The sequence below is a fragment of the Archangium violaceum genome, assembly GCF_016859125.1.
Lineage (GTDB): Bacteria > Myxococcota > Myxococcia > Myxococcales > Myxococcaceae > Archangium > Archangium violaceum_A.
On the sequence record NZ_CP069338.1, the window covers coordinates 4,517,449 to 4,537,933 of the forward strand.

Annotated in this window: 14 protein-coding genes; 7 read left to right on the forward strand and 7 right to left on the reverse strand. The window is 70.0% G+C overall.

Annotated features, from left to right (window positions below; translation table 11 throughout):
* Window positions 1-103: 103 nt before the first annotated feature.
* The 4 genes from JQX13_RS19480 to JQX13_RS19495 form a co-directional block, all read right to left on the reverse strand.
* Window positions 104-283, reverse strand: a complete 180-nt coding sequence (locus tag JQX13_RS19480) for a hypothetical protein (protein WP_203410459.1) — start codon at window positions 281-283, stop codon at window positions 104-106.
* Window positions 284-363: 80 nt separating this feature from the next.
* Window positions 364-930: a hypothetical protein gene (locus tag JQX13_RS19485; RefSeq protein ID WP_203410460.1), complete on the reverse strand. Its 567-nt coding sequence runs from the start codon at window positions 928-930 to the stop codon at window positions 364-366.
* Window positions 931-1,004: 74 nt separating this feature from the next.
* Window positions 1,005-3,374: a carboxypeptidase-like regulatory domain-containing protein gene (locus JQX13_RS19490; protein WP_203410461.1), complete on the reverse strand. Its 2,370-nt coding sequence runs from the start codon at window positions 3,372-3,374 to the stop codon at window positions 1,005-1,007.
* Between the two features lie 145 nt (window positions 3,375-3,519).
* The gene (locus JQX13_RS19495) at window positions 3,520-5,745 is read right to left on the reverse strand and encodes an ATP-binding protein (protein WP_203410462.1); all 2,226 of its coding nucleotides are present in this window, start codon (window positions 5,743-5,745) and stop codon (window positions 3,520-3,522) included.
* Between the two features lie 149 nt (window positions 5,746-5,894).
* Here JQX13_RS19495 and JQX13_RS19500 point away from each other — a divergent pair, with 149 nt between their 5' ends.
* The gene (locus JQX13_RS19500) at window positions 5,895-6,677 is read left to right on the forward strand and encodes a hypothetical protein (RefSeq protein ID WP_203410463.1); all 783 of its coding nucleotides are present in this window, start codon (window positions 5,895-5,897) and stop codon (window positions 6,675-6,677) included.
* A gap of 132 nt (window positions 6,678-6,809) precedes the next feature.
* On the forward strand, window positions 6,810-8,777 hold the full coding sequence (locus JQX13_RS19505) for a 4-alpha-glucanotransferase (protein WP_203410464.1): 1,968 nt from the start codon (window positions 6,810-6,812) through the stop codon (window positions 8,775-8,777).
* 9 nt (window positions 8,778-8,786) lie between these two features.
* Here the strand turns inward: JQX13_RS19505 and JQX13_RS19510 are convergent, their stop codons facing one another.
* Together JQX13_RS19510 and JQX13_RS19515 are read right to left on the reverse strand one after the other, a co-directional pair.
* The gene (locus tag JQX13_RS19510; RefSeq protein WP_203410465.1) at window positions 8,787-9,488 is read right to left on the reverse strand and encodes an AMIN-like domain-containing (lipo)protein; all 702 of its coding nucleotides are present in this window, start codon (window positions 9,486-9,488) and stop codon (window positions 8,787-8,789) included.
* A gap of 131 nt (window positions 9,489-9,619) precedes the next feature.
* Window positions 9,620-10,069: a CHRD domain-containing protein gene (locus JQX13_RS19515; RefSeq protein ID WP_203410466.1), complete on the reverse strand. Its 450-nt coding sequence runs from the start codon at window positions 10,067-10,069 to the stop codon at window positions 9,620-9,622.
* Between the two features lie 320 nt (window positions 10,070-10,389).
* Between JQX13_RS19515 and JQX13_RS19520 the strand changes: the two genes are divergently transcribed.
* From JQX13_RS19520 to JQX13_RS19530, 3 genes are all read left to right on the forward strand, one after another.
* Window positions 10,390-11,682, forward strand: a complete 1,293-nt coding sequence (locus tag JQX13_RS19520; RefSeq protein WP_203410467.1) for a pyridoxal phosphate-dependent aminotransferase — start codon at window positions 10,390-10,392, stop codon at window positions 11,680-11,682.
* Window positions 11,683-11,822: 140 nt separating this feature from the next.
* Complete coding sequence (locus JQX13_RS19525) at window positions 11,823-13,109, forward strand: NTP/NDP exchange transporter (RefSeq protein WP_203410468.1); 1,287 nt, start codon at window positions 11,823-11,825, stop codon at window positions 13,107-13,109.
* A gap of 61 nt (window positions 13,110-13,170) precedes the next feature.
* Window positions 13,171-14,334 carry an SDR family oxidoreductase gene (locus tag JQX13_RS19530; RefSeq protein WP_203410469.1) on the forward strand — a complete coding sequence of 388 codons (1,164 nt, stop codon included), beginning with the start codon at window positions 13,171-13,173 and terminating at the stop codon, window positions 14,332-14,334.
* Window positions 14,335-14,516: 182 nt separating this feature from the next.
* Here JQX13_RS19530 and JQX13_RS19535 read toward each other — a convergent pair whose 3' ends face one another.
* Window positions 14,517-14,864, reverse strand: coding sequence for a hypothetical protein (locus JQX13_RS19535; RefSeq protein WP_203410470.1), 348 nt, complete (start codon window positions 14,862-14,864; stop codon window positions 14,517-14,519).
* Between the two features lie 399 nt (window positions 14,865-15,263).
* Here JQX13_RS19535 and JQX13_RS19540 point away from each other — a divergent pair, with 399 nt between their 5' ends.
* Window positions 15,264-19,742, forward strand: coding sequence for a DNA topoisomerase 3 (locus JQX13_RS19540; RefSeq protein WP_239014903.1), 4,479 nt, complete (start codon window positions 15,264-15,266; stop codon window positions 19,740-19,742).
* Between the two features lie 156 nt (window positions 19,743-19,898).
* The gene (locus JQX13_RS19545) at window positions 19,899-20,474 is read left to right on the forward strand and encodes a DUF2378 family protein (protein ID WP_203410472.1); all 576 of its coding nucleotides are present in this window, start codon (window positions 19,899-19,901) and stop codon (window positions 20,472-20,474) included.
* The last annotated feature ends 11 nt before the right edge of the window (window positions 20,475-20,485 follow it).

Genomic DNA, 20,485 nt, shown 5'->3' on the forward strand with positions numbered 1-20,485 from the left:
CACCTCCCACGTTCCCGGTTCAATAAGGCCGGATTGCCACGGCGTAACGTCCGGCCGCACTCCTCCGGCGCCGTCAGCTGCGCCCCTTCGGCCCTCCAGTCCTTCACGTCCGGCCTCTCTCCAACCTGCCCACCGGGAGCAGCAACGCCTCCTGCATCTCCGGTTTCCCGAGCAGCTTGCTCAGCCACCAGCGCTGGGTCCTCTCTGCGCCCGTCCGCGGCCCCACCTCGTCCATGTGCTCCACCTCCGAGATGTGGCACCCCAACATGACCGCTCGCGACACATTGAGGCCTCGCGGCCGCGAGCAGCAGCTCTGAGGGTGGGCGGGATGGCCCCACCCCCGAAGCCACCCGTGCGCGGGGCTCAGCGCTTCGCGCAGGGGGTGGGCTCGTTCAGGACGAAGCCGTTGCCCAGGGAGGCCACGGTGCCCTGGAGGCACACCACGCCGAAGGGGCCCGCGTAGTCCTTGGGGAGCATCACGTTACGGCCGTCCTCGGTGACGCCCTGGGCGTTGGGGAAGGGATTGGCGCCGCCCTCGCTCACCCGCAGCTTCAGCCGCACCTGCTGGCCGGCGGTCAGCTCGGGCATGGGGCTGGGAGCGCGGCGGGTGTCCCGGGTGGGGCGGCCGTTGTGGAAGCGAAGCAGGGGGCCCTGTGCGTCGGACTCGAGCTGGCCCCAGAGCTCCACGTACTCACCGGGCTTGGGCGTCCAGTCGAAGGAGGGGCCCTCCACGCGCAGCGCGAAGCGGCCGGAGACGAGCACGCCGCGCACCAGGTCGCTGTACTCGGCGTAGGGCATGTAGCGGCCGGTGACGCGCACCGGGCCGGAGCCCGCTTGTCCCCTGGCGAGCGCATCCCAGCTGAACGCGCGATAGGGAGATTGGGCCGGGGCGGCGGCGAGCAGGGCGATGAGGGGAAGGATGAGGTGCATGAGGTGGAGGGCTCTCTCGAAGGTCTCTGGCGGGAGGGACGCGCGCGCCCCTCCCACCATTCAATGCGCTCGGCTCAGGGCTTCCCGGTGAGCAGCTGCGGGAGCAGGGCCCGTGCGTCGAGGCGCGCCGGCTTCAGCAGCTCCGGCGGGAGGACCTGGGTGAGGGGGACGCTCATGGCCGCGGGGGCGGACGAGGAGGGCAGTGCTCCCGGCAGACGCAACACCACGGCGTGGGGATTGGCGCCATTGGAGACCTGGAGGGTGATGCTCGCGTTGGCGCCGGTGCCGCGGCCCACGTGGTAGGCCATGGAGCGCGTCGTTCCGCTCACCCCGCTCTGCAGCGTGCCGTACCCCAGACTCGTCCAGCTCCCGTCACGCAGGTTGAAGGTGTCGTAGTCGTAGCCGTCGATGAGGTGGGCATGGTCCAGCGCGAGCGCCGCCGCCCAGTCCAGCATCAGCTCGGAGAAGGGCTTCCCGGTGTGGACCTCGAGGTTGGAGATGCCCCTGCCGGGGCCGGCCGTCCAGTTCCTCCAGAAGGTGTCGTGGCCGACGGCCTGCGCCGCGCGCCAGACGAACAGGAAGTTGTAGCCGTAGATGCCCAGCCCCTCGTCATGGCTGCTCGGCCGCGACGCGTGCACCACCCGGTAGTTCTGCGGGGCGGCCAGGGCGTAGCGCGCGTAGGGCTGCATCTCACCCACCTGGGTACCCAGGCCCGCCAGCTGCTGGGCGGCCATGGCGCTGCCCTCCTCGATCCACAGCTCCTCCGGCAGGTTGTCGGCGGTGTGCCGGCGGCCGGTGGCGATGAGGTGCTTGAGCTCGTGCACCATGGTGGCGGGCATCACCGTGCTGAAGTAGCTGGAGCGGGAGTACACCGACCCGAGGGTGCCAGGCGTGGCGGCGTAGAAGATGTCGCCCTCGTTGCTGTGCGTGCCCGTGGCCGGGTACGCATTGGCGTCGTCGTAGAGATCCAACGGCAACACGTAGCCGAGCAGCCCCTGCGGGCCGAGCAGGCGGCTGAAGACGATGAGGATCTTCTGGTTGTTGTCCACGTCGGCGAAGTCGCCGAAGTAGCGGTTGTCCGAGGGGATGACCCGGGTCTCGAAGTCGTTGGCCAGGCTCTGCAGCTCGCTGCTGCTGAACTCGCTCGTGTCCTCGTTCTGCACGAACCAGTAGGCGTTGGGGCTCGAGTGCCTGAGCGTGGCGGTGATGCGCGTCTGCGAGCTGCCATTGCTGATCCAGAAGGAGCAGGCCTTGGAGCCCACGGTGTAGGGCGCCGCGCAGTTGTCGAGGGCCTGGGCACGAACGGTGCCCCTGGCGCCCAGTGTCCGGGCACCGCCCCGCCGCAGCGTCTCCACGTCCCGCAGGCCCTTGCTCAGCCGGGTCAGGTGGGCCTCCTGGTGGGCCGCCTTCTCATCGCCCGTGTCGGGCACGGCCGGCTCGAGGTCCGAGCGCGGCAGCGCCGCCACGCCTGAGTCCGTCAGGGTCTGGGCGAGCACGCCGGTGGTGTTGAGGGTGTAGCGCAGGCCATCCACGGTCGAGGACTGGCTGGCGTGCACCGGAATGACGGCCACGCGCTCGGTGGGGGAGAGGCCCTGGAGGGTGACGGTGGCCGAGCCGCCGCTGAAGTCCGAGGGGCGCAGGAACGTCACGCCCGGGGGAGGAGTGGTCGTGCCGCCGCCCCTCACCCTCAGGAAGATGTTGACGCCCTGGGCCGGCGAGGTGACGGGCGACGCGCTGGTCCCGGTCGTCGTGTAGAAGCCCTCGTAGTCGCCATCGTCGACCTGGGAGTTGACGTTGATGTCCTTGTACGCGACGAGGGTGTACTGGCCGGCGGCCAGGGAGCTGAAGCTGTAGGTGCCGCTGGAGCCGGTGCCGCTGAGGGTCACCTGCCGGGTGTTGGAGTGGTCGGGGACGCACGCACCGCCGCTGACGAAGCAAGCCACCACCTGGGTGCCGCTGATGGAGCCGCCCGCGGGCGCGGTCACCGTGCCGCTGATGCCGGTGTTGGCGGTCTCGGTGTTCACCGTCATGGTGATGTTGATGTTCTGGGCCGGTGGCTTGACGGCCACCGCACCCAGGGAGTTGCCGTAGACGCCCACGTAGTCGCCCGGGTCGAACTCGTTGTTCTTGTTGGTGTCCTTGAGGGCGATGAGCAGGTACTGGCCCGCGGACAGGTTGTCGAACTTGTACGAGGCGCTCGTGCCCATGCCCTGCAGGACCTGCAGGCGGGTCTTGGACGACTCGACGTCGCACTGGCCGTCGACGACGAAGCAGGCCACGAGCTCCGTGCTGATGATGCTGCCCCCGGCAGGTGCCTTCACCGTGCCGCTGATGGTGTTGCCCGTTGAAGTGGTGTCCTTGTCCTTGTCTTCATCCGAATCAGGACACGCGGTGAGACCCAGCGCCAACAGCGCGCCCCCCACGATCTGCACGACCTTGCGCATGAATGTCGATCCCCTCTTTGACACGGCGGCCGGTGCGCGGGACGCGCTCCCGAAGAACCCGTGGGGAACGCCGGTACCGTCGTCGTGTCGTTGGAGGATATACGAACCCGGTGGTTCGCACAGCGCCGGGGATGTGCCGGGAGCGTTACGTGGTTTGGGGCTCGGCCGCGGTGAGCGTGAAGCGGAACGTGCTGCCCTGGCCCGGAGTGGACTCCACCCAGATGCGCCCGCCGTGGCGCTCGACGATCTTCTTGCAGATGGACAGGCCGATGCCCGTGCCCGGGTACTCCTCCTTGGCGTGCAGCCGCTGGAAGATGGCGAAGATGCGCTCGTAGTACTGGGGCTCGATGCCGATGCCGTTGTCCTCCACGGTGACGGTGATGGTGTCCGCCTCGCGCGTGGTGGACACGCGGATGAGTGGAGGGTGCTCGCCGCGGAACTTCACCGCGTTGCCCACCAGGTTCTGCAGGAGCTGGACGAGCTGGGTCTCGTCTCCCAGCACCCACGGCAGGGGCTCCACCTTCACCTCCGCGCCGGATTCCCGTAGGGCGAGGCGCAGGTGGGACAGGGCGCGTTCCAGGCTCTTCTCGAGCGGCACCGGCATCAGCTCCTTGCCTCGCGTGCCCACGCGCGAGTAGGCGAGCAGGTCGTTGATGAGCGCCTGCATGCGGGTGGCGCCGTCCACCGCGTAGCGGATGAACTCGTCCGCGTCCGCGTCCAGCTTGCCCTTGTAGCGACGTGACAGGAGTTGCACGTAGCTGGCCACCATGCGCAGCGGCTCCTGCAGGTCATGCGAGGCCACGTAGGCGAACTGCTCCAGGTCCGCGTTGGAGCGGGCGAGCTCCTGGGCGCGCTGGGCGAGCTCCGCCTGGGTCTTGCGCAGGTTCTCCAGCAGCTCGGCGGTGTGCTGGCGGGCCCGCTCGGCCTCGGCGCGCGCGGCCTGCTCGCGGACCAACCGCCGCGCGTCCTCCTCCAGGGCGAGCCGTTGGGTGATGTCGGTGCACACGCCCGTCAGGCGCGAGGGCTGGCCCTGTTCGTCCAGGGTGAGCCGGCCGTGGGCCTCCATCCAGCGCACCTGTCCGTCGGGGAGGACGATGCGGTATTGGATGTGGTGCTCCGGTTCTCGCTGGGCCACGACGCGCTGGATGCTCGCGAGCACCCGCTCCCGGTCCTCCGGGTGCATGTCGCTCTGGTAATCCTGGAAGGTGCCGCCGAAGCTGCCCTCGGGGATGCCGTGGATGCGCTCCAACGTGGGGGCCCAGGTCACGCGTCCGGCGGAGATGTCCCATTCCCAGGCGCCCATGCGGCCCGCCTCGAGCGCCACCTCGTGCCGGGCCTGGGTGCGCTTCGCCTCCGCGTAGAGGCGGGCGTTGTCCACCGCGAGCGCCGCCCGGCGGGCCAGTTCCTCCACCAGTTGCAGTTCGTCCGTCCCCAGGTGACGCGAGGACTCCGCGGTGGCCACCGTGAGGGTACCCAGCGTCCGCTCCCGGGCCTTGAGGGGCACCACGATGATGGAGCGCAGGCCCAGCTCGCGCAACAGCCGCAGGTGCTCCGCGTCCCTGGCGGTCGCCACGAACATCTCGTCCGTGATGTGGGCCGTGAGGTGGGGCTGACCCGTCTTCATCACGTGGGCGATGGTGCCGGTGCTCTCGGCGCTCCCGGGGTAGCGCTCGCGCAGTGTGCGCGCCAGCTCCAGCTTGGTCGGGTCCGCGTGGATGGCGGCCACCCGCCGTGAAGCGGAGGTATCGTCCGCCAGGTCCACCGCGCACCAATCTCCGAGCCGGGGCACGAGCAGGCGAGCGGTGGCGGTCAACGTGCTCTCCAGGTCGAGCGAGGCGGAGAGCAGCTCACCGGCCTCGGCCAGCACGCTCAACCGCTCCTGGGTGCGAATCATCTCGGTGACGTCATGGAAGACGTTGACGGCGTACACCACCCTGCCGTCGGCATCGCGCACCGGAGCCGCGGACAGCCGGCACCATTTCTCCTGGCCGGTGCGCGAGTGGCGGAAGCGCAGCACGCGCTCGGCGCCGCTCTGGCCCGCGAGCACCTGCCGGCCGGGGAGGATGTCGGCGCTCGTCGGCCTGCCCGAGGCGTCGAGCACCTGGAAGCACTCGAGCAGCGGGACGCCGCGTGGGCCCAGCAGTTCCTCCGGGGTGTTGGCACCGAGCAGGCGCGCCGCCGCGGGGTTGGCGAAGCACAGCAGGTGGTCCGGGCCCTGCACGGTGACGCCGTCGTTCACCTGCGCGAAGAGCGCCTCCACCAGCGGACGGGCGCGCTCGAAGAGTTGCGCGAGCATCTCCGCGCCCAGGCCCTCGCCGGTCCGGTGTGTCTGGGGAAAAGCGGGCGAGGGAGGAGGGGCCACCATGCTCATCAAGGACTCCGGAATCGAAGAAGAGGGTCTCCCCTGGGGCCCGAACCCTTCCAACGCGAGGCTGGGACGTCCACCCATCCGCGTCCCTCAGTGTTCACTGTTGGGAGCCGGGGACTACGAGTTGGGAGAGGTCGGGAAGCCATGCCATCGTGCGTGACACCATGCGCCTGGTCCTCATCCTCCTCGTCCTGGTCGTGTCGCTCCCGGTGTGGGCTGGAGCGGAGTCGCCGGTATCCGCTGGCCCCATCCAGGAGCGGGTGATGGTGGTCTGGGGCGCGGGCCGCACGCGCGATGAGGCCGAGTCGCTCGTGGAGTCCTACCAGGCGCGCTCGGTGGACTGGGCACGTGTCCTGGAGGCGGGCTCGGCGTATCCCCGCGTCATCGACGGAGCGGAGGTGCCCGGGTTGAGGCCCGGCGCCTTCTTCGTGGCGCTGGGGGTGTGCGAGGTGAAGGAGGGCGAGGTGATGGCGAAGGTGTTCTCCGCGCTCGAGCCCGGGGTGTCTTCACGCCGGGTGCTGTGGGACGAAGGGGAGCCGTTGGCGTGCCCCGAGCTGCTGCCGGGCTGGTCCTTCGGGAAGAGCGCGCGGATGCGTGCCCCGGGAGGGACGTTGACCGCCGTCACGTTCGACCACATGGAGGAGGGCGGTGGAGCGCGCCGGAGTTGGGTGTTGGTGCTCGCGTTGCTGAAGAAGGAGGACGTGGAGTCCACCGTCATCGAGCCGCCCGAGGACGACGCCGCGTCGGAGGTGAAGGGGCTGCGGGTGGGCCGGGGCGAGCTGGTGCTGGAGGAGGAGTTGACGGCCCCGACGTGCGACACGCGCACCTGGCGCTTCTCGGTGGAGCGGGGAGCGGTGGTGACGAAGCAGGCGAAGAAGCCCTCGAAGCGGCGGGATTGCGCGGCGGAGCAGGAGGGCGCGAGCGCGGACGGTTAGGCAACCGGTCCACCTGTCCTCCTGTCGGCAGCCGCGAGGGAACCGGGCGGCTCCGGGCGGGAAGGGGTTCACGGCCCCGCGATGATCTCCTAGGGTGGGGGCGAGCCTCTCCCCCCCCCCCGAGCCGTGCCGATGCCCCGCGGAAACCTGCCCGAAGATTACCAGCGACACGTGACCGCGGCCCTGGCCGCGCTGAACGTGCGCAACCTGGTGTTGAGCATTCATGACCCGAGCTTCCCGAGCGCCCCGGGCGAGGACCCTGGCCGGGGCTCGCCGTACGCGGAGGGAGGCCTGCGCTTCCTCGAGTTCGCGCGGGAGCTGGGCTTCAACGGCATCCAACTTGGCCCGCAGGGGCAGACATCGGAGGACAACCCCTCGCCGTATGACGGGACGCTCTTCTCGCGCAACGTGCTGAACGTGGCGCTCGCGTCGCTCACGCACGAGGAGTCCTGGGGGGGCCTGCTGCGGCCCGAGCGTGTGCAGGCCCTCGTCGCGGCGCGTCCGGGTGGTGACGGGAGGGTGAAGCACCGCTACGTCTTCCGAGCCCAGAGCGAGGCGTTGGAGGAGGCCTGGACGAACTTCCAGCACAAGCGGGCCCGGGCGGAGCCCGGCAGCGCCATCGCCTGGCTGTCCGAGCACTTCGACACCTTCCGGCGCGAGCACCGCGAGTGGCTGGAGCGGGACGCGCTCTACGATGTGCTCTGCACGGAGCACGGGCGTGCCTATTGGAAGGAATGGCCGAGCGAGTGGGACCGGCGGCTGTGGAACCCGCGCCCGGGCGAGGAGGCGACGTTCGGCAATCGCCGGCAGGTGTTGTTGACGAAGTACGCCGCGCAGGTGGAGGCGTATGCGTTCAGGCAATTCCTGGTGCATTCGCAGCACGCGGCGCTGCGGGAGCGGACGGCGGCGTGGGGCCTGAAGTTGTTCGGTGACCTTCAGATTGGTTACTCGCCGAGGGATGCCTGGGCGTACCAGGGGCTCTTCGTGGGCTCGTATCTGATGGGAGCGCCGCCCAGCCGCACCAACCCCGAGGGCCAACCGTGGAACTACCCGGTGTTGGACCCCTCGCAGTACCACGCGCCGCCCAATCCGGCGGGGCCGTACCCGGGGGTGAGGCAGCCCGGTCCGGTGTTGTGGTTCATGGGCTCGCGGGTGAACAAGATGCTGACCGAGTACGACGGGTTGCGCATCGATCATCCGCACGGGCTGGTGTGCCCGTGGGTATACCGGTCGGGAGAGCTGAACGCGCTGCGCGCGGTGCAGAGTGGGGCGCGGCTCTTCTCCTCGCCGGATCTGCCGGACCATCCGGAGCTGGCGCGCTGGGCGCTCGTGAAGCCGGAGCAGTTGGATCGCTCGGCGCCGCGCCACGCGGACGGCTGGGTGCGCGAGCTGAACCCGGAGCAGGTGAGCTGCTACAGCGCCCTCTTCGATGCGATCATCGCGTCGGCGCACGCGCACGGGCGCAAGGTGTCGGACCTGCTGTGCGAGGTGCTGAGCACGATGCCGTACCCGTTGCAGCGGGTGATGGAGCAGTACGGGCTGGGGCGCTTCCGCGTGACGCAGAAGGCGGACCTGAACAATCCGCGAGACGTGTACCGGAGCGAGAACGCCGCGCCCCAGGATTGGATCATGGTGGGCAACCACGACACGAAGCCCATCTGGGCGCTGGCGGACCGGTGGAGGCAGGCGGGGGAGGCACGAGCGCAGGCGGACTACCTGGCGTGGAGGCTGCACCCGGAGGAGGAGGGGCGGGAGGACTTCGCGCGCCGGCTGGTGGAGGAGCCGGGGATGTTGGTGCAGGCGAAGTTCGCGGACCTCTTCGCCAGCCGGGCGGAGAACGTGATGGTGTTCTTCGCGGACCTGCTGGGGATGAAGGAGACGTACAACGCGCCGGGCACAGTGAGTGAGGAGAACTGGAGCCTCCGCGTGCCCAATGACTATCGAAGTGGGTACGCGGAGAAGCTCGCGAGCGACGGGGCGCTGAACCTGCCGAAGGCGCTGGCGATGGCGTTGCGCGCGGGCGGTGAGGCGGCTCGCGCGCGGCACGGGCAGCTCATCGCGGACCTGGAGCGGCTGGCCGGAGCGCTGCGGCGCGGGTGATGGAGGTGCTCAGTGCCGCACGTCCACCACGAGGCGGGTGGGCTCGCGCAGCTCCATCACGCGGTACTTGTTGGGGTGCTTCACGCCGAGCACCCAGGTGACCTCGCCCTCGAAGTCGCACGTGAGCTCCATCTCCTCGATGACGGGCAGCTTGGGCATGCGCTCGCGCGAGGCGACGGTGACCTTACCGTCCACGTGGGCCTGGGCGGGCATGATGCGGACCTCGAGCCAGCCCTGGCCGGCGACCTCCGTGGGATTGCCGGAGCCGCATTTGGTGACGGGCTTGTCGATGTACTCGAGGTGGTAGCCGGGCAGCTGATCGCCTTGGAACTGGAACACGACGCGGTCGAAGCCCTCGTTGCGGCCCTCTCTCACCTCGAGCAGTGTCACCGGCATCATGCCGGAGCGGGGGATGTCCACGAGGCCCGCGGTCCACTCGCGGTTCTTCGGGTCCTCGGGCCCGGCGGCCTGGGTGTCCGGCGTGGGAGAGGACGGTGGCGTCTGTGTTTCGGGAGCGGGGTGGGGAGCGGCCGTGCCACCGGCATCGACCGGCGTACCGGCATCCGCCGTGGCGGTCGGGTCCACGGGGGCCGCGGGTGCGGCGGGAGTAGCGGGTGCGGTGGGAGCAGCGGGCTCTTCCTTCTTGCATCCGGTGGTCGCGAGGCAGGCGGCGAGCCCGAGTGTCGGCATCCAGCGTCCAATCATCTTCATCAGCATCCTCCTGGTGGCCCGCGAGGCCCGGGCGGGGTCCCATGTGGCACGAGCGGCGCTCGAGTGCCAGCACGATTGCCGGTGAGGAGGGAGCGGAACCGGGACGAGGCCGGTTCCGTCCGGAGCATCCGTCAGTTGCCGCTGATGGTGGTGGAGAACTGGCCGCGGATCTCTCCCGTCGGGTGGTTCTCGGTGTGGACGTTCACGTAGAAGCGCCCGGCCTTGAAGGCTTCCTGCTCGGCGTCGGTGAGCTTCTTGGTGCCACTGAAGGCCCCATCACCGGAGACGGTGAGGTTGAAGACGATGCCGCCGTTCTCACCCGGGGGCGCCTGGTGGACATGGGCCGCGCTGCCGGACTCCTCGTACAGGGGGCTCGACAGCCCGCTGAAGGTGCCACTGACGGAGAGCTCATCTCCGTCGAGCGTGGCGCTGGCCGTGCCGGAGGCGGATGTCGTCACGGGGGGAACCTCGTTGGCGCCCGACAGCTGGGTGGTCGACACGTGCGACTCTCCGCAGCCGACCAGCCCCAGCAGCCCGGCTCCGAGCAGGGTCAGCACGCCCCAGCGCTTCATTTCACGCATGTGCATCGATGTTTCTCCTATCTGTCCGCCAGGACTCGTGGAGGGCCCGGGGTGGGCCTGGAGTCTCGACGGTCGGTCAACGTGTCTAGAGGACTTCAACGACGTCATCGATTCGAGCCGAAAGGAAGTGCCCGGTAAAAGGCAGTTCGTGCCCCAGGCCTCGGTCGATGTTCCTGGGCGGGGGAGGAGGGGGGCGTCCGGGAGCTGAGGATGCAGGGGGAACGGAAAATCCCACGGATTCCACGGACCGCTTGGGCCCGGGCTTTCCGCCGCGTATATCGTTCGCCCGGACGCGTATCCGACCCTGGAGTAATGCCCCGATGGCTCTCGACCTCAATCCCCTGTTTGGCCCTCGCCGGGACGACACCGTTGGCACGATGGTGCGTGGTCTCGTTGGAAGCGAAATCCTCCGCATCGCGGCGGAGATCCGCGAGCTGGTGGCCCAGGGGAAACAGGTGTGCAACCTCACCGTGGGGGACTTCAGCCCCCGCGAGTTCCCCATCCCGTCAGGACTGGGCGACGCCATCGCCTCGGCGCTGAAGGCGGGTGAGACGAACTACCCGCCCTCGGACGGTGTGCTGCCGCTCCGGCAGACGGTGCAGCGCTTCTACGAGCGCACGCTGGGTCTGAAGTATCCGATCGACGGCGTGCTCATCACCGGCGGAGCGCGGCCGGTCATCTACGGCGTGTTCCGCGCGGTGATGGATCCGGGAGACACGGTCGTCTACCCGGTGCCCTCGTGGAACAACAACCACTACGCGCACATGGTGGGGGCGAAGCACGTGACGGTGGTGACGGACCCCGAGCTCGGCTTCATGCCCACGGTGGAGCAACTTGCGCCGCACCTCGCGGAGGCGCGGCTGTTGTGCCTATGCAGCCCGCTCAACCCCACGGGCACGATGATTTCGCCCGAGGCCCTGCGGGACATCGGCCAGCGCGTGGTGGAGGAGAACCGCAAGCGCGAGGCGCAGGGGCGCAGGCCGCTCATCGTGATGTACGACCAGATTTATTGGACGCTCACGTTCGGGCAGACGAAGCACGTGACGCCGGTGGAGCTGGTGCCGGAGATGGCGCCGTACACGGTGTTCGTGGATGGCATCTCGAAGGCATTCGCGGCCACGGGCGTGCGCGTGGGCTGGGCGGTGGGGCCGCCGTCCATCATCTCGCGGATGAAGGACGTGCTGGGACACGTGGGCGCGTGGGCCCCCAAGGCCGAGCAGGTGGCGGTGGCGCGCTTCATGGATGACGTGCCGGCGACCACGGCCTTCCTGGAGACGATGCGGCGGCGGGTGGACGAGCGGCTGGTGGCGCTGCACCAGGGCTTCGAGGCGATGCGGGCGGCGGGGTTGCCGGTGCGCTCCATCGCCCCGCAGGGTGCCATCTACCTGTCGGCGCAGTTCGATCTCGTCGGCAAGGCGGGGCTGCGGACGAATGATGACATCCGCAAGCTGCTGCTCGACAAGGCGGGCTTCGCGCTCGTGCCCTTCCAGGCGTTCGGCTTGAAGGACGACACGGGTTGGTTCCGCCTGTCGGTGGGCGCGGTGTCGATGGAGGAGATCCGCGCGGCGCTGCCGAGGGTGGAGGCGGTGTTGCGCGAGGCGACGGGCCGGTAGACGACTCCGAGGGCCGGAGCGCTTCACACGAAGTCACGCCGTGCTCCGGCTCCAGGTGCCCCGCTGGTGGGTCCCATCAGGCTTGGGAATAGTCCCGAAATGTCGCGGTTGGTGGCGGCACGGACGGCGGCCAGGCACCCATGCTCAAGAGATTCGTGAATGTGAAGGACGAGGAGGTAGGCGCTGTCCTGCTGTCCTTCGTCTACTTCTTCACGCTGATGTGCGGCTACGCCATCCTCAAGCCGCTGCGGGACGAGATGGCGACGGCGGGAGGCGTGAAGAATATCCCGTGGCTCTTCACGGCGACGTTCGGGGTGATGCTGGTGGCGGTGCCAGCCTTCTCGGCGCTGGTGTCGCGCTGGCCGAGGCAGCGGGTGATTCCGCTCGTCTACCGTTTCTTCCTGCTCAACCTGCTGGCCTTCTTCGTGGTGCTGAAGCTGGGCATGGCCCGGGACGGGGTGGCGCGCGTCTTCTTCGTCTGGGTGAGCGTCTACAACCTCTTCGTCGTCTCCGTGTTCTGGAGCTTCATGGCGGACCTGTTCGTGAGCGAGCAGGGCAAGCGCCTCTTCGGTTTCATCGCCGCGGGGGGCACGGCGGGGATGTTGGTGGGGCCCTTCCTGGTCAAACACCTGGCCGAGCCGCTGGGGGCCACGAACCTGATGCTCTTCACCGCGGTGCTGCTGGAGGGCAGCGCTCAGTGCGTGCGGCTGTTGTCGCGCCGGACGTCCATCGTGTCGGCCCGGGCCGTCGTCGCCGAGGCGCCGGTGGGCGGTGGAGTCTTCGCCGGATTGCGGCTGCTGTTCTCCTCACCGCTGTTGTTGGGGCTGGGGCTGCAGATGCTCCTCTACGCCTCCACCTCCACCTTCCTCTACAACCAGCAGGCCCACATCGTGGACAGGGTGGCCTCGGGCGCCAACGCGCGCGCGGCCGCCTTCGCCGACATCGACTTCTGGGTGCAGGTGCTCACGCTCGTGCTGCAGACGGTGGTGACGGGGCACCTCATCCCCCGCTTCGGCCTGGGCGTGGCGCTGGCGGTGGCGCCGCTGCTCACCGCGCTCGGCTTCGTCGGGCTGGCGGCGGTGCCCACGCTGGGGATGCTCATCGGCTTCAAGTCGCTGCGCGGTGCCTCGCACTACGCCTTCGAGCGGCCCGGACGCGAAATCCTCTTCACCAACGTGGACCGCGAGGCGAAGTACAAGTCCAAGGGCTTCATCGACACGGTGGTGTACCGCGGCAGCGACTCGGTGAGCGCCTGGATGTACTCGGGCCTCGACAAGCTGGGACTGGGCACGTCGGGCCTGGCGCTGGCGGCGGTGCCCTTCGCGGGCCTGTGGCTCGTGGTATCCCTGTGGCTCGCCCGGCACCAGCGCGCCTCCATGCCCGTTCGGGCTTCGCCGCTGGGGCCCACCGTCGACGTGACCCGCTGAGCCGCGCGGCATGTGGCCAGGGCGGTCCATCATTCGTTCCACTCGAGAGGGGGTAGTCCGCATGAAGCTGACTCGCAGAGGGGTGTTGCAGGGAGCGGCCGCGCTCGGTTCGCTCTGGGCCATGGGGTGTGCCGCCACCCGGGAGCAGGGTGGGGCGGCCCAGGCGTCCACGCCACGTGGAGGGAGCAAGCGCATCCTCATCCTTGGAGGGACGGGGTTCCTCGGTCCCCAGTTGGTGGAGGCGGCGCGCGCACGTGGCCACACCGTCACCCTCTTCAACCGCGGCAAGACGCGCCCCCACCTGTTCCCGGATGTGGAGAAGCTGCACGGGGACCGGGATCCCAGGAATGGTGAGGGCTTGAAGGCGCTCGAGGGGCGGAGCTGGGATGCCGTCATCGACACCTCCGGCTATGTGCCCCGCATCGTGCGGGCCTCGGCGGCGCTGCTGGCGCCCAACGTGGGCCACTATGTCTTCATCTCCACCATCTCCGTCTACAAGGAGCTGCCCCGGCCGGGCATGGACGAGGACGCGCCACTGGCCACCATCGCCGACACCAACGACGAGAACGTCCGTGACAATTACGGCGCCCTCAAGGCGCTTTGCGAGAAGGCGGCCGAGGCGTCCTTTCCCGGGCGCACCACGAACATCCGCCCCGGCCTCATCGTGGGCCCGGATGACCCGACCCAGCGCTTCTCCTACTGGCCGGTGCGCGTGGCCCAAGGGGGCGAGGTGCTCGCACCCGGCGACGGCTCGGACCCGGTCCAGTTCATCGACGTGCGCGACCTGGCCGAGTGGACCCTCCTCACCCTCGAGAACCGGGACGTGGGCATCTTCAACGCCACCGGCCCGGAAAAGCCGCTCTCCATGAAGGAACTGCTGGAGGCCTGCAAACAGGCCAGCCAGAGCAACGCCACCTTCACCTGGGCGGACGCCCCCTTCCTGGAGACGCAGAACGTGGCGGCGTGGACGGACATGCCGGTGTGGGTGTCGCCCGGGGGAGAGCTGGCGGGCATGAGCGCCGTCAGCAATGCCCGGGCTGTGGCGCGTGGATTGAAATTCCGCCCCACGGTGGACACGGCGCGCGACACGCTGACCTGGTTCAACGGGCTGCCCCCGGAGCGGCAGGCGGAGCTGCGGAAGCGGGCCGGCCTCACCCCGGTGCGCGAGCGCGAGGTGCTCGCCGCCTGGCACAAGCAGCGGGCCGGCTCGGCCCAGGCGCGCTGAGGGCAAAAAAATGAGGGATGCCTCGTTTGAAAGCGAGGCACCCCTCATCACTCCGACCTCGACCTCGTCTGCTCTCCCCCTCAGGCGAGCAGGAGTCGTTGGGCCGTCAGCCCTGGAGCCCCGCCCCCACGGGACTCCCAGACTGGCCCCCCGGTGCACCAGGGGGGCTGGAAGCAAAAGTCCTACCAGCTGTAGATACCGCCCTCGTCCACGACCTCGTCGAAGTCGTGTCTGTGTGCCGACTCCACCCACCCGTGCCGGTGGGCCCGGCCCGGGCTGAAGTCCTGACCTCTGGCGAGCACGATGGGGGCCACCGCCAGCCGCGGCGACAGCGGCCGAACCGATGCCAGGCACGTCACCCCCGTGACCACCTGGCGCAGCTCGGCCATCACCGCGGCCTCCGTCAGCACCGCCAACTGGGTCCGTTTCGCCCCCGCGAAGGACGCCAGCAGCGGTACTTCCAGTCGGTTACCCCCATCGCGCTCGGACTGCCCGGCCGTACAAGTCAGCCGGGCCAGAGTCTTCGTCACCGCCGCATGCAGCTCTCCCCCCGCATTCAGGACCCCTCCCACCTTCCCCCCTCCGAACCCCTTCCCCCCGACCTGATGCCGCGACGCCTTCATCCCGTTCCTCTCCACCGTGAGCTGCATGGGCACCTCCCCCCGTGGCACGCCCGTGTGCGCGTTGGTGACAGGCGGGATATTGGCCAAAGTGCGCCCCGGAGTTTTCCGCTCGGACGCCAACTGCTTGCGTAAGCACGCCAACCCGGGGACCGGGCGCTTGCGGAGCGAGGGCGGCCGAGCGGAGGTCATACTCCTCGTCCACTCGCCTGCTCTCCGAGTGGACGGCCGTTCCGGCTGAACGGCCTTGCAGGTGGGAGGGGCAGGCGCGGTATGGATTCGGGTAGGACGCGATGAGGTGGGATGACCATGGGTGACGGAGGACGGGGCGTGCTGGCCGTGGTGGCGGAGAAGCCCGCCATGGCGCGCGACATCGCGCGGGCGCTGGGGGCTCGCGAGCAGGGCGAGGGGTGCTACCGCGGCAACGGCTACGTGGTGACGTGGGCGATTGGCCACCTGGTGGGGCTGGCGCAGCCGCACGAGATGAAGCCCGAGTGGAAGAGGTGGCAGCGGGAACTGCTGCCCATGTTGCCCGGGGACTGGCCGCTGGTGGTGGAGGAGAGGACGGCGAGCCAGTTCAAGGTGGTGCGCCGGGTGATGACCGCGCCCGAGGTGGACGCCGTGGTGTGCGCCACGGATGCCGGGCGCGAGGGCGAGCTCATCTTCCGCTACATCTACGAGGCGGCCGGATGCCGCAAGCCGGTGAAGCGGCTGTGGGTGTCCTCGCTGACGGAGGGGGCCATCCGCGAGGGCTTCCGCTCGCTGAGGCCAGGGCGTGACTACGAGCCGCTGGCGGACGCGGCGAAGGGGCGCAGCCGGGCGGACTGGCTGGTGGGGATGAACCTGTCGCGCCTGTACACGCTGGCGTGCGGGGACACGTTCTCGGTGGGGCGGGTGCAGACGCCCACGCTGGCGATGGTGGTGGAGCGCGAGCTGGCCATCCGCGACTTCGTCCCGAAGGACTATCTGGAAATCGTCGCCACCTTCGGCCCGGCGGGTCCTGAGGGTCCCCAGGGCAGCTACCAGGGCACCTGGTTCCGCCCCGCGGAGCCGGGCAGGGAGAAGGAATGGGACGCGCGTGAGGCGCGGCGCCTGCCCGCGGATGGCGAGGAGGCCAAACGCATCGTGGAGCGCGTGAAGACGGGACGCGCGGCCGTGGAGTCCGTCACCTCCGAGACGAAGCGGATGGCGGCGCCGCTGCTCTACGACTTGACGGAGCTGCAGCGTCACGCCAACCGTCTGTATGGCTTCAGCGCCCAGCGCACCCTGGAGCTGGCGCAGGCGCTGTACGAGAAGCACAAGCTGCTGAGCTATCCGCGTACCTCCAGCCGGCACCTCTCCAAGCAGATAGCGGAGACGCTGCCGGAGGTGGTGCGCGCCATCCGCGGGCCGTGGGAGGCGTTGCTCGCGCCCGGCACGGGGCAGCGTCCCCTGGGCCGCCGCTTCGTGGACGACGCGAAGGTGACGGACCACCACGCCATCATCCCCACGACGACGTCGCCGGAGGGCGCGCGGCTGTCCCCGGACGAGCGACACATCTATGAGCTCGTCTGTCGCCGGCTGCTGGCGGCGTGGCACGAGGACTTCGTCTGGTCGGTGACGACCGTCATCACCGCGGTGAGCGCGCAGGTCGCGAGCGGAGACGTGCCGTTGGTGGACCGCTTCCACAGCACGGGCACGATGGTGGAGCGCGAGGGCTGGAAGGTGCTGGACGTGGGAGGCGGGCAGCGGGCGCCGAAGCCGCGCGAGGCGGGGAAGAAGGGGAGCGAGGCCGAGGCGGAGGAGCCGGAGGACGAGCAGGAACTGCCACCGGGGTTGGCGAAGGGGCAGGCGCGCGCGGTGCGGGAGGTGAAGCCCGTGACGAAGCGGACGCGGCCCCCGCCCCGCTTGACGGACGCGAGCCTGCTGACGGCGATGGAGACGGCGGGGCGGACGCTGGACGACAAGGAGCTGGCGGACGCGATGCGGGAGTCGGGGCTGGGGACGCCGGCCACGCGCGCGGCCATCATCGAGACGCTGCTGGACCGGGGCTACCTGGTGCGGCGGGGCAAGTCGTTCGAGGCGACGGAGAAGGGAATCGGTCTCATCCGGGTGGTGCATCCGGACGTGAAGAGTCCGGCGATGACGGGGCAGTGGGAGGCGTGGCTGCGGCGCATCGAGCACGGCAGCGGAGACCTGGACTCCTTCCTGAAAGGCATCGAGGCCTACGTCATCGAGGTGGTGGGCAAGGTCCCCCCGAACATCCCGATGCCAACAATCACCCCTCTCCCACCGGGAGAGGGACGGGGTGAGGGTACCAGGGGTCCCAGGTCGTCCCCGCGTTCATCCCCTCTCCCTCTGGGAGAGGGACGGGGTGAGGGTCTGCCCGGAACCCAGCGCCCCCGGGCCCCCAACGAGCTCGCCACCGTACCCAGCAGGAACACCGCGCGCCCCACGCTCACCCTCACGAGCCCGAACACCGTCCGGCCCGAGCGCAAGCCCCGGGAGCCCACGCCGCCCCACCAACTGCGGGGACTGCTCCAGGAGGTGTTCGGCTTCCCGGACTTCCGGCCGTACCAGGAGGCGGTGTGCCGCGCGGCGACGGAAGGCAAGGACCTGCTCCTGGTGATGCCGACGGGAGCGGGCAAGTCGCTGTGCTACCAGCTGCCGGGCCTGGCGCGAGCGGGGACGACGCTGGTCATCAGCCCGCTCATCGCGCTGATGGAGGACCAGGTGGCGCGGCTCCAGTCGCTCGGGCTGGCGGCGGAGCGCATCCACTCGGGGAGGGACCGGGCCACGTCGCGCCAGGTGTGCGCGGAGTACCTCGAGGGCCGGCTGGACTTCCTCTTCATCGCGCCCGAGCGGCTCGGGGTGCCGGGCTTCGTGGAGCTGCTGGCCCGGCGCACGCCCGCGCTGGTGGCGGTGGACGAGGCCCACTGCATCTCCCAGTGGGGACACGACTTCCGCCCGGATTACCGGCTGCTCGGCGCCCGGCTGCCGATGCTGCGTCCCGCGCCCGTCGTCGCGCTCACCGCCACGGCCACCCCGGACGTGCAGCGCGACATCGTCCAGCAACTCGGGCTCCGGGGCTCGGCGAACACTCCCGCGCAGACCTTCATCCACGGCTTCCGGCGCACCAACATCGCCATCGAGGTGCGCGAGCTCAACCCGAGCCAGCGCTCCGAGGCCATCCGCGAGCTGCTCGCCGACCCCTCGCATCGCCCGGCCATCGTCTACGCGGCCACGCGCAAGCACGCGGAGCGGTACGCGGAGGAGCTCGGCGCGGACTTCCGCACGGGCACCTATCACGCGGGCATGAGCGCGTCGGAGCGGGACGAGGTGCAGTCGGCGTTCCTCGGAGGCCGGCTCGAGGTCATCGTGGCGACGACGGCCTTCGGCATGGGCATCGACAAGGCGGACGTGCGCACCGTGGTGCACGCCGCGCTGCCGGCGAGCCTGGAGGGCTACTACCAGGAGCTGGGCCGCGCGGGCCGCGATGGGAAGCCCGCGCGCGCGGTGCTGCTGCACTCCTTCATCGACCGGCGCACGCACGAGTTCTTCCACCAGCGCGACTACCCCGAGCCCTCCGTGCTCGAGCGGCTCTTCCGTGCCACCCGCGAGGAGCCGGAGCCCAAGGAGTCGCTCGCGGCCCGGGTGCGCATGGAGTCCGACGTCTTCGACAAGGCGCTCGAGCAACTCTGGATTCACGGCGGTGTGGAGATGACTCCGGACGAGTCCGTGCGCCGCGGGCGGCCGGGCTGGATGGCCGCGTACTCGGCGCAGCGCGAGCACAAGCAGTCCCAGCTCGAGCACATGGCCCGCTATGGCGAGTCACACGGGTGCCGGATGCGGCACCTCGTGGCGCACTTCGGTGACGTGCAGGACACGGGCGCCGCCTGCGGCCTGTGCGACGTCTGCGCTCCCGAGTCCTGTGCCACCCTGCGTTTCGGCGAGCCCTCGCACGCGGAGGCCCAGGCGCTCGCGCGCATCCTCGGGGCCCTCCACGAGCGTGATGCCCAGGCCACCGGACGGCTCCACCGCGAGCTGTTCGGCGAGTCCCTGCCACGCCGTGACTTCGAGCGGCTGCTCGGGGGCCTCGTGCGCGCCGGGCTCGTGCGCCTGTCCGAGGACACCTTCGAGAAGGACGGTCAGCACATCACCTTCCAGCGCGTGGCGCTCACGCCCGAGGGCCGCCGGACGCGAGAGCCCGCCCCAGGTCAGGTGCAACTGCCGCTGCCTCCCGACGAGGCCCCCGCGCGCAAGCGCCGCGGCTCCCGGGCGAAGGGGGCTCCGGCCGGTGGTGGCCGTCGTACCTCGCGCCGCAAGCGGTCCACCTCGGCCTCCGCGAAGGGTTCTCCAGGGGGCAGGCGCAAACGCTCGGCCTCCCCGCGATTCGGGCCGAAGTCCGAGCCCTCGTCCGAGGTCGAGTACGAGCCGGAGTACGAGCCCGACTTCGACAACGGCGACGACGGAGACGAGGAGCGGGAGCCGGTGGCGGAGACCCGGGTGCCTCGGGGCCGGGAGGCCCTGGCCCAGGCGTTGGAGCGCTCCAGGCGCAGCGGGGCGACGCTCGGGATGGGCACGGCCTCGCCCCAGCTCGCGGAGGCCCTGCGCGCCTGGCGTCTCGCCGAGGCCCGCCGTCGGCGCGTGCCCGCCTTCCGCATCCTCACGGACAGGGTGCTCGGGGCCATCGCCACCTCGCGCCCTCGTGACGGCGCGGCGTTGCAGCGCATCCACGGTGTCGGCCCCAAGCTGGCCGAGCGCTACGGCGAGGCCATCCTCGCGCTCGTCGGCCGCGTGTCGCCCTGAGTCCTGCCGCACTCCGCGTGTGAGCCCACCCGGCGGGAGAGTGGCGGAGGCATTCCCCATTATGAGAAAGTGAGCATCCGTTCTCGACGAGGGAGCACTTCGTGACCGGAGCCGTTTTCCCGTGGGGGGGCGCCGATGAGGTGCCAGGGGAGCGTCATGCCGCCAGAGAAGCTGGTGTATGCGACGGCCATCGAGGCGTTGTTCGTCCGGGAGCTGGGGGCGACGTTGACGCCCCTGGCCCGGAGGTTGCTTCGTGAGGCCGGGTTGGACCTGGAGCATCCGCTCGACGTTTCCTACCCATTGGAGCAGTGGAAGACGTTCGTCCGCGTCGGCGCCGAGGCGCTCTATCCGCACCTGTCTCCCTCCGAGGCGCATTGGTGGATGGGCATCCACTTCATGGAGGGCTACCTCCAGACGTCCATGGGCCGCGTGCTGGCGGAGCTGGCGCCGGTGCTCGGCCCGCGGCGGATGTTGGAGCGCATCGAGCGCGACCTGCGCGGCTTCAACAACTTCAGCGAGGTGCGGCTGGAGGACGCGCCCCGGCATGTCGAGCTGTGGGTGAATGACATCCTCGGCAACCACTCCTCCTTCGTGGCGGGGTTCATCCTCCGGGCGCAGCAGATGGCGGGCGCGCGCAACGTGCACGTGGACGTATGGTCCCTCGAGGGCACCGCCTGCACCTTCCTCGTGCGCTGGAAGGAGGCCGTCGTCCCCCAGGCGGCCAACGGCTGAGGCGGCGCGGG

Bases quoted from the DNA above. Each gene is read 5' to 3' on its own strand.
- JQX13_RS19525 (WP_203410468.1), top strand. From the start codon at position 11,823: ATGCTCAAGAGATTCGTGAATGTGAAGGACGAGGAGGTAGGCGCTGTC.
- JQX13_RS19485 (WP_203410460.1), bottom strand. From the start codon at position 930: ATGCACCTCATCCTTCCCCTCATCGCCCTGCTCGCCGCCGCCCCGGCC.
- JQX13_RS19540 (WP_239014903.1), top strand. From the start codon at position 15,264: ATGGGTGACGGAGGACGGGGCGTGCTGGCCGTGGTGGCGGAGAAGCCC.
- JQX13_RS19490 (WP_203410461.1), bottom strand. From the start codon at position 3,374: ATGCGCAAGGTCGTGCAGATCGTGGGGGGCGCGCTGTTGGCGCTGGGT.
- JQX13_RS19515 (WP_203410466.1), bottom strand. From the start codon at position 10,069: ATGCGTGAAATGAAGCGCTGGGGCGTGCTGACCCTGCTCGGAGCCGGG.
- JQX13_RS19520 (WP_203410467.1), top strand. From the start codon at position 10,390: ATGGCTCTCGACCTCAATCCCCTGTTTGGCCCTCGCCGGGACGACACC.
- JQX13_RS19530 (WP_203410469.1), top strand. From the start codon at position 13,171: ATGAAGCTGACTCGCAGAGGGGTGTTGCAGGGAGCGGCCGCGCTCGGT.
- JQX13_RS19505 (WP_203410464.1), top strand. From the start codon at position 6,810: ATGCCCCGCGGAAACCTGCCCGAAGATTACCAGCGACACGTGACCGCG.
- JQX13_RS19545 (WP_203410472.1), top strand. From the start codon at position 19,899: ATGCCGCCAGAGAAGCTGGTGTATGCGACGGCCATCGAGGCGTTGTTC.
- JQX13_RS19495 (WP_203410462.1), bottom strand. From the start codon at position 5,745: ATGAGCATGGTGGCCCCTCCTCCCTCGCCCGCTTTTCCCCAGACACAC.
- JQX13_RS19510 (WP_203410465.1), bottom strand. From the start codon at position 9,488: ATGAAGATGATTGGACGCTGGATGCCGACACTCGGGCTCGCCGCCTGC.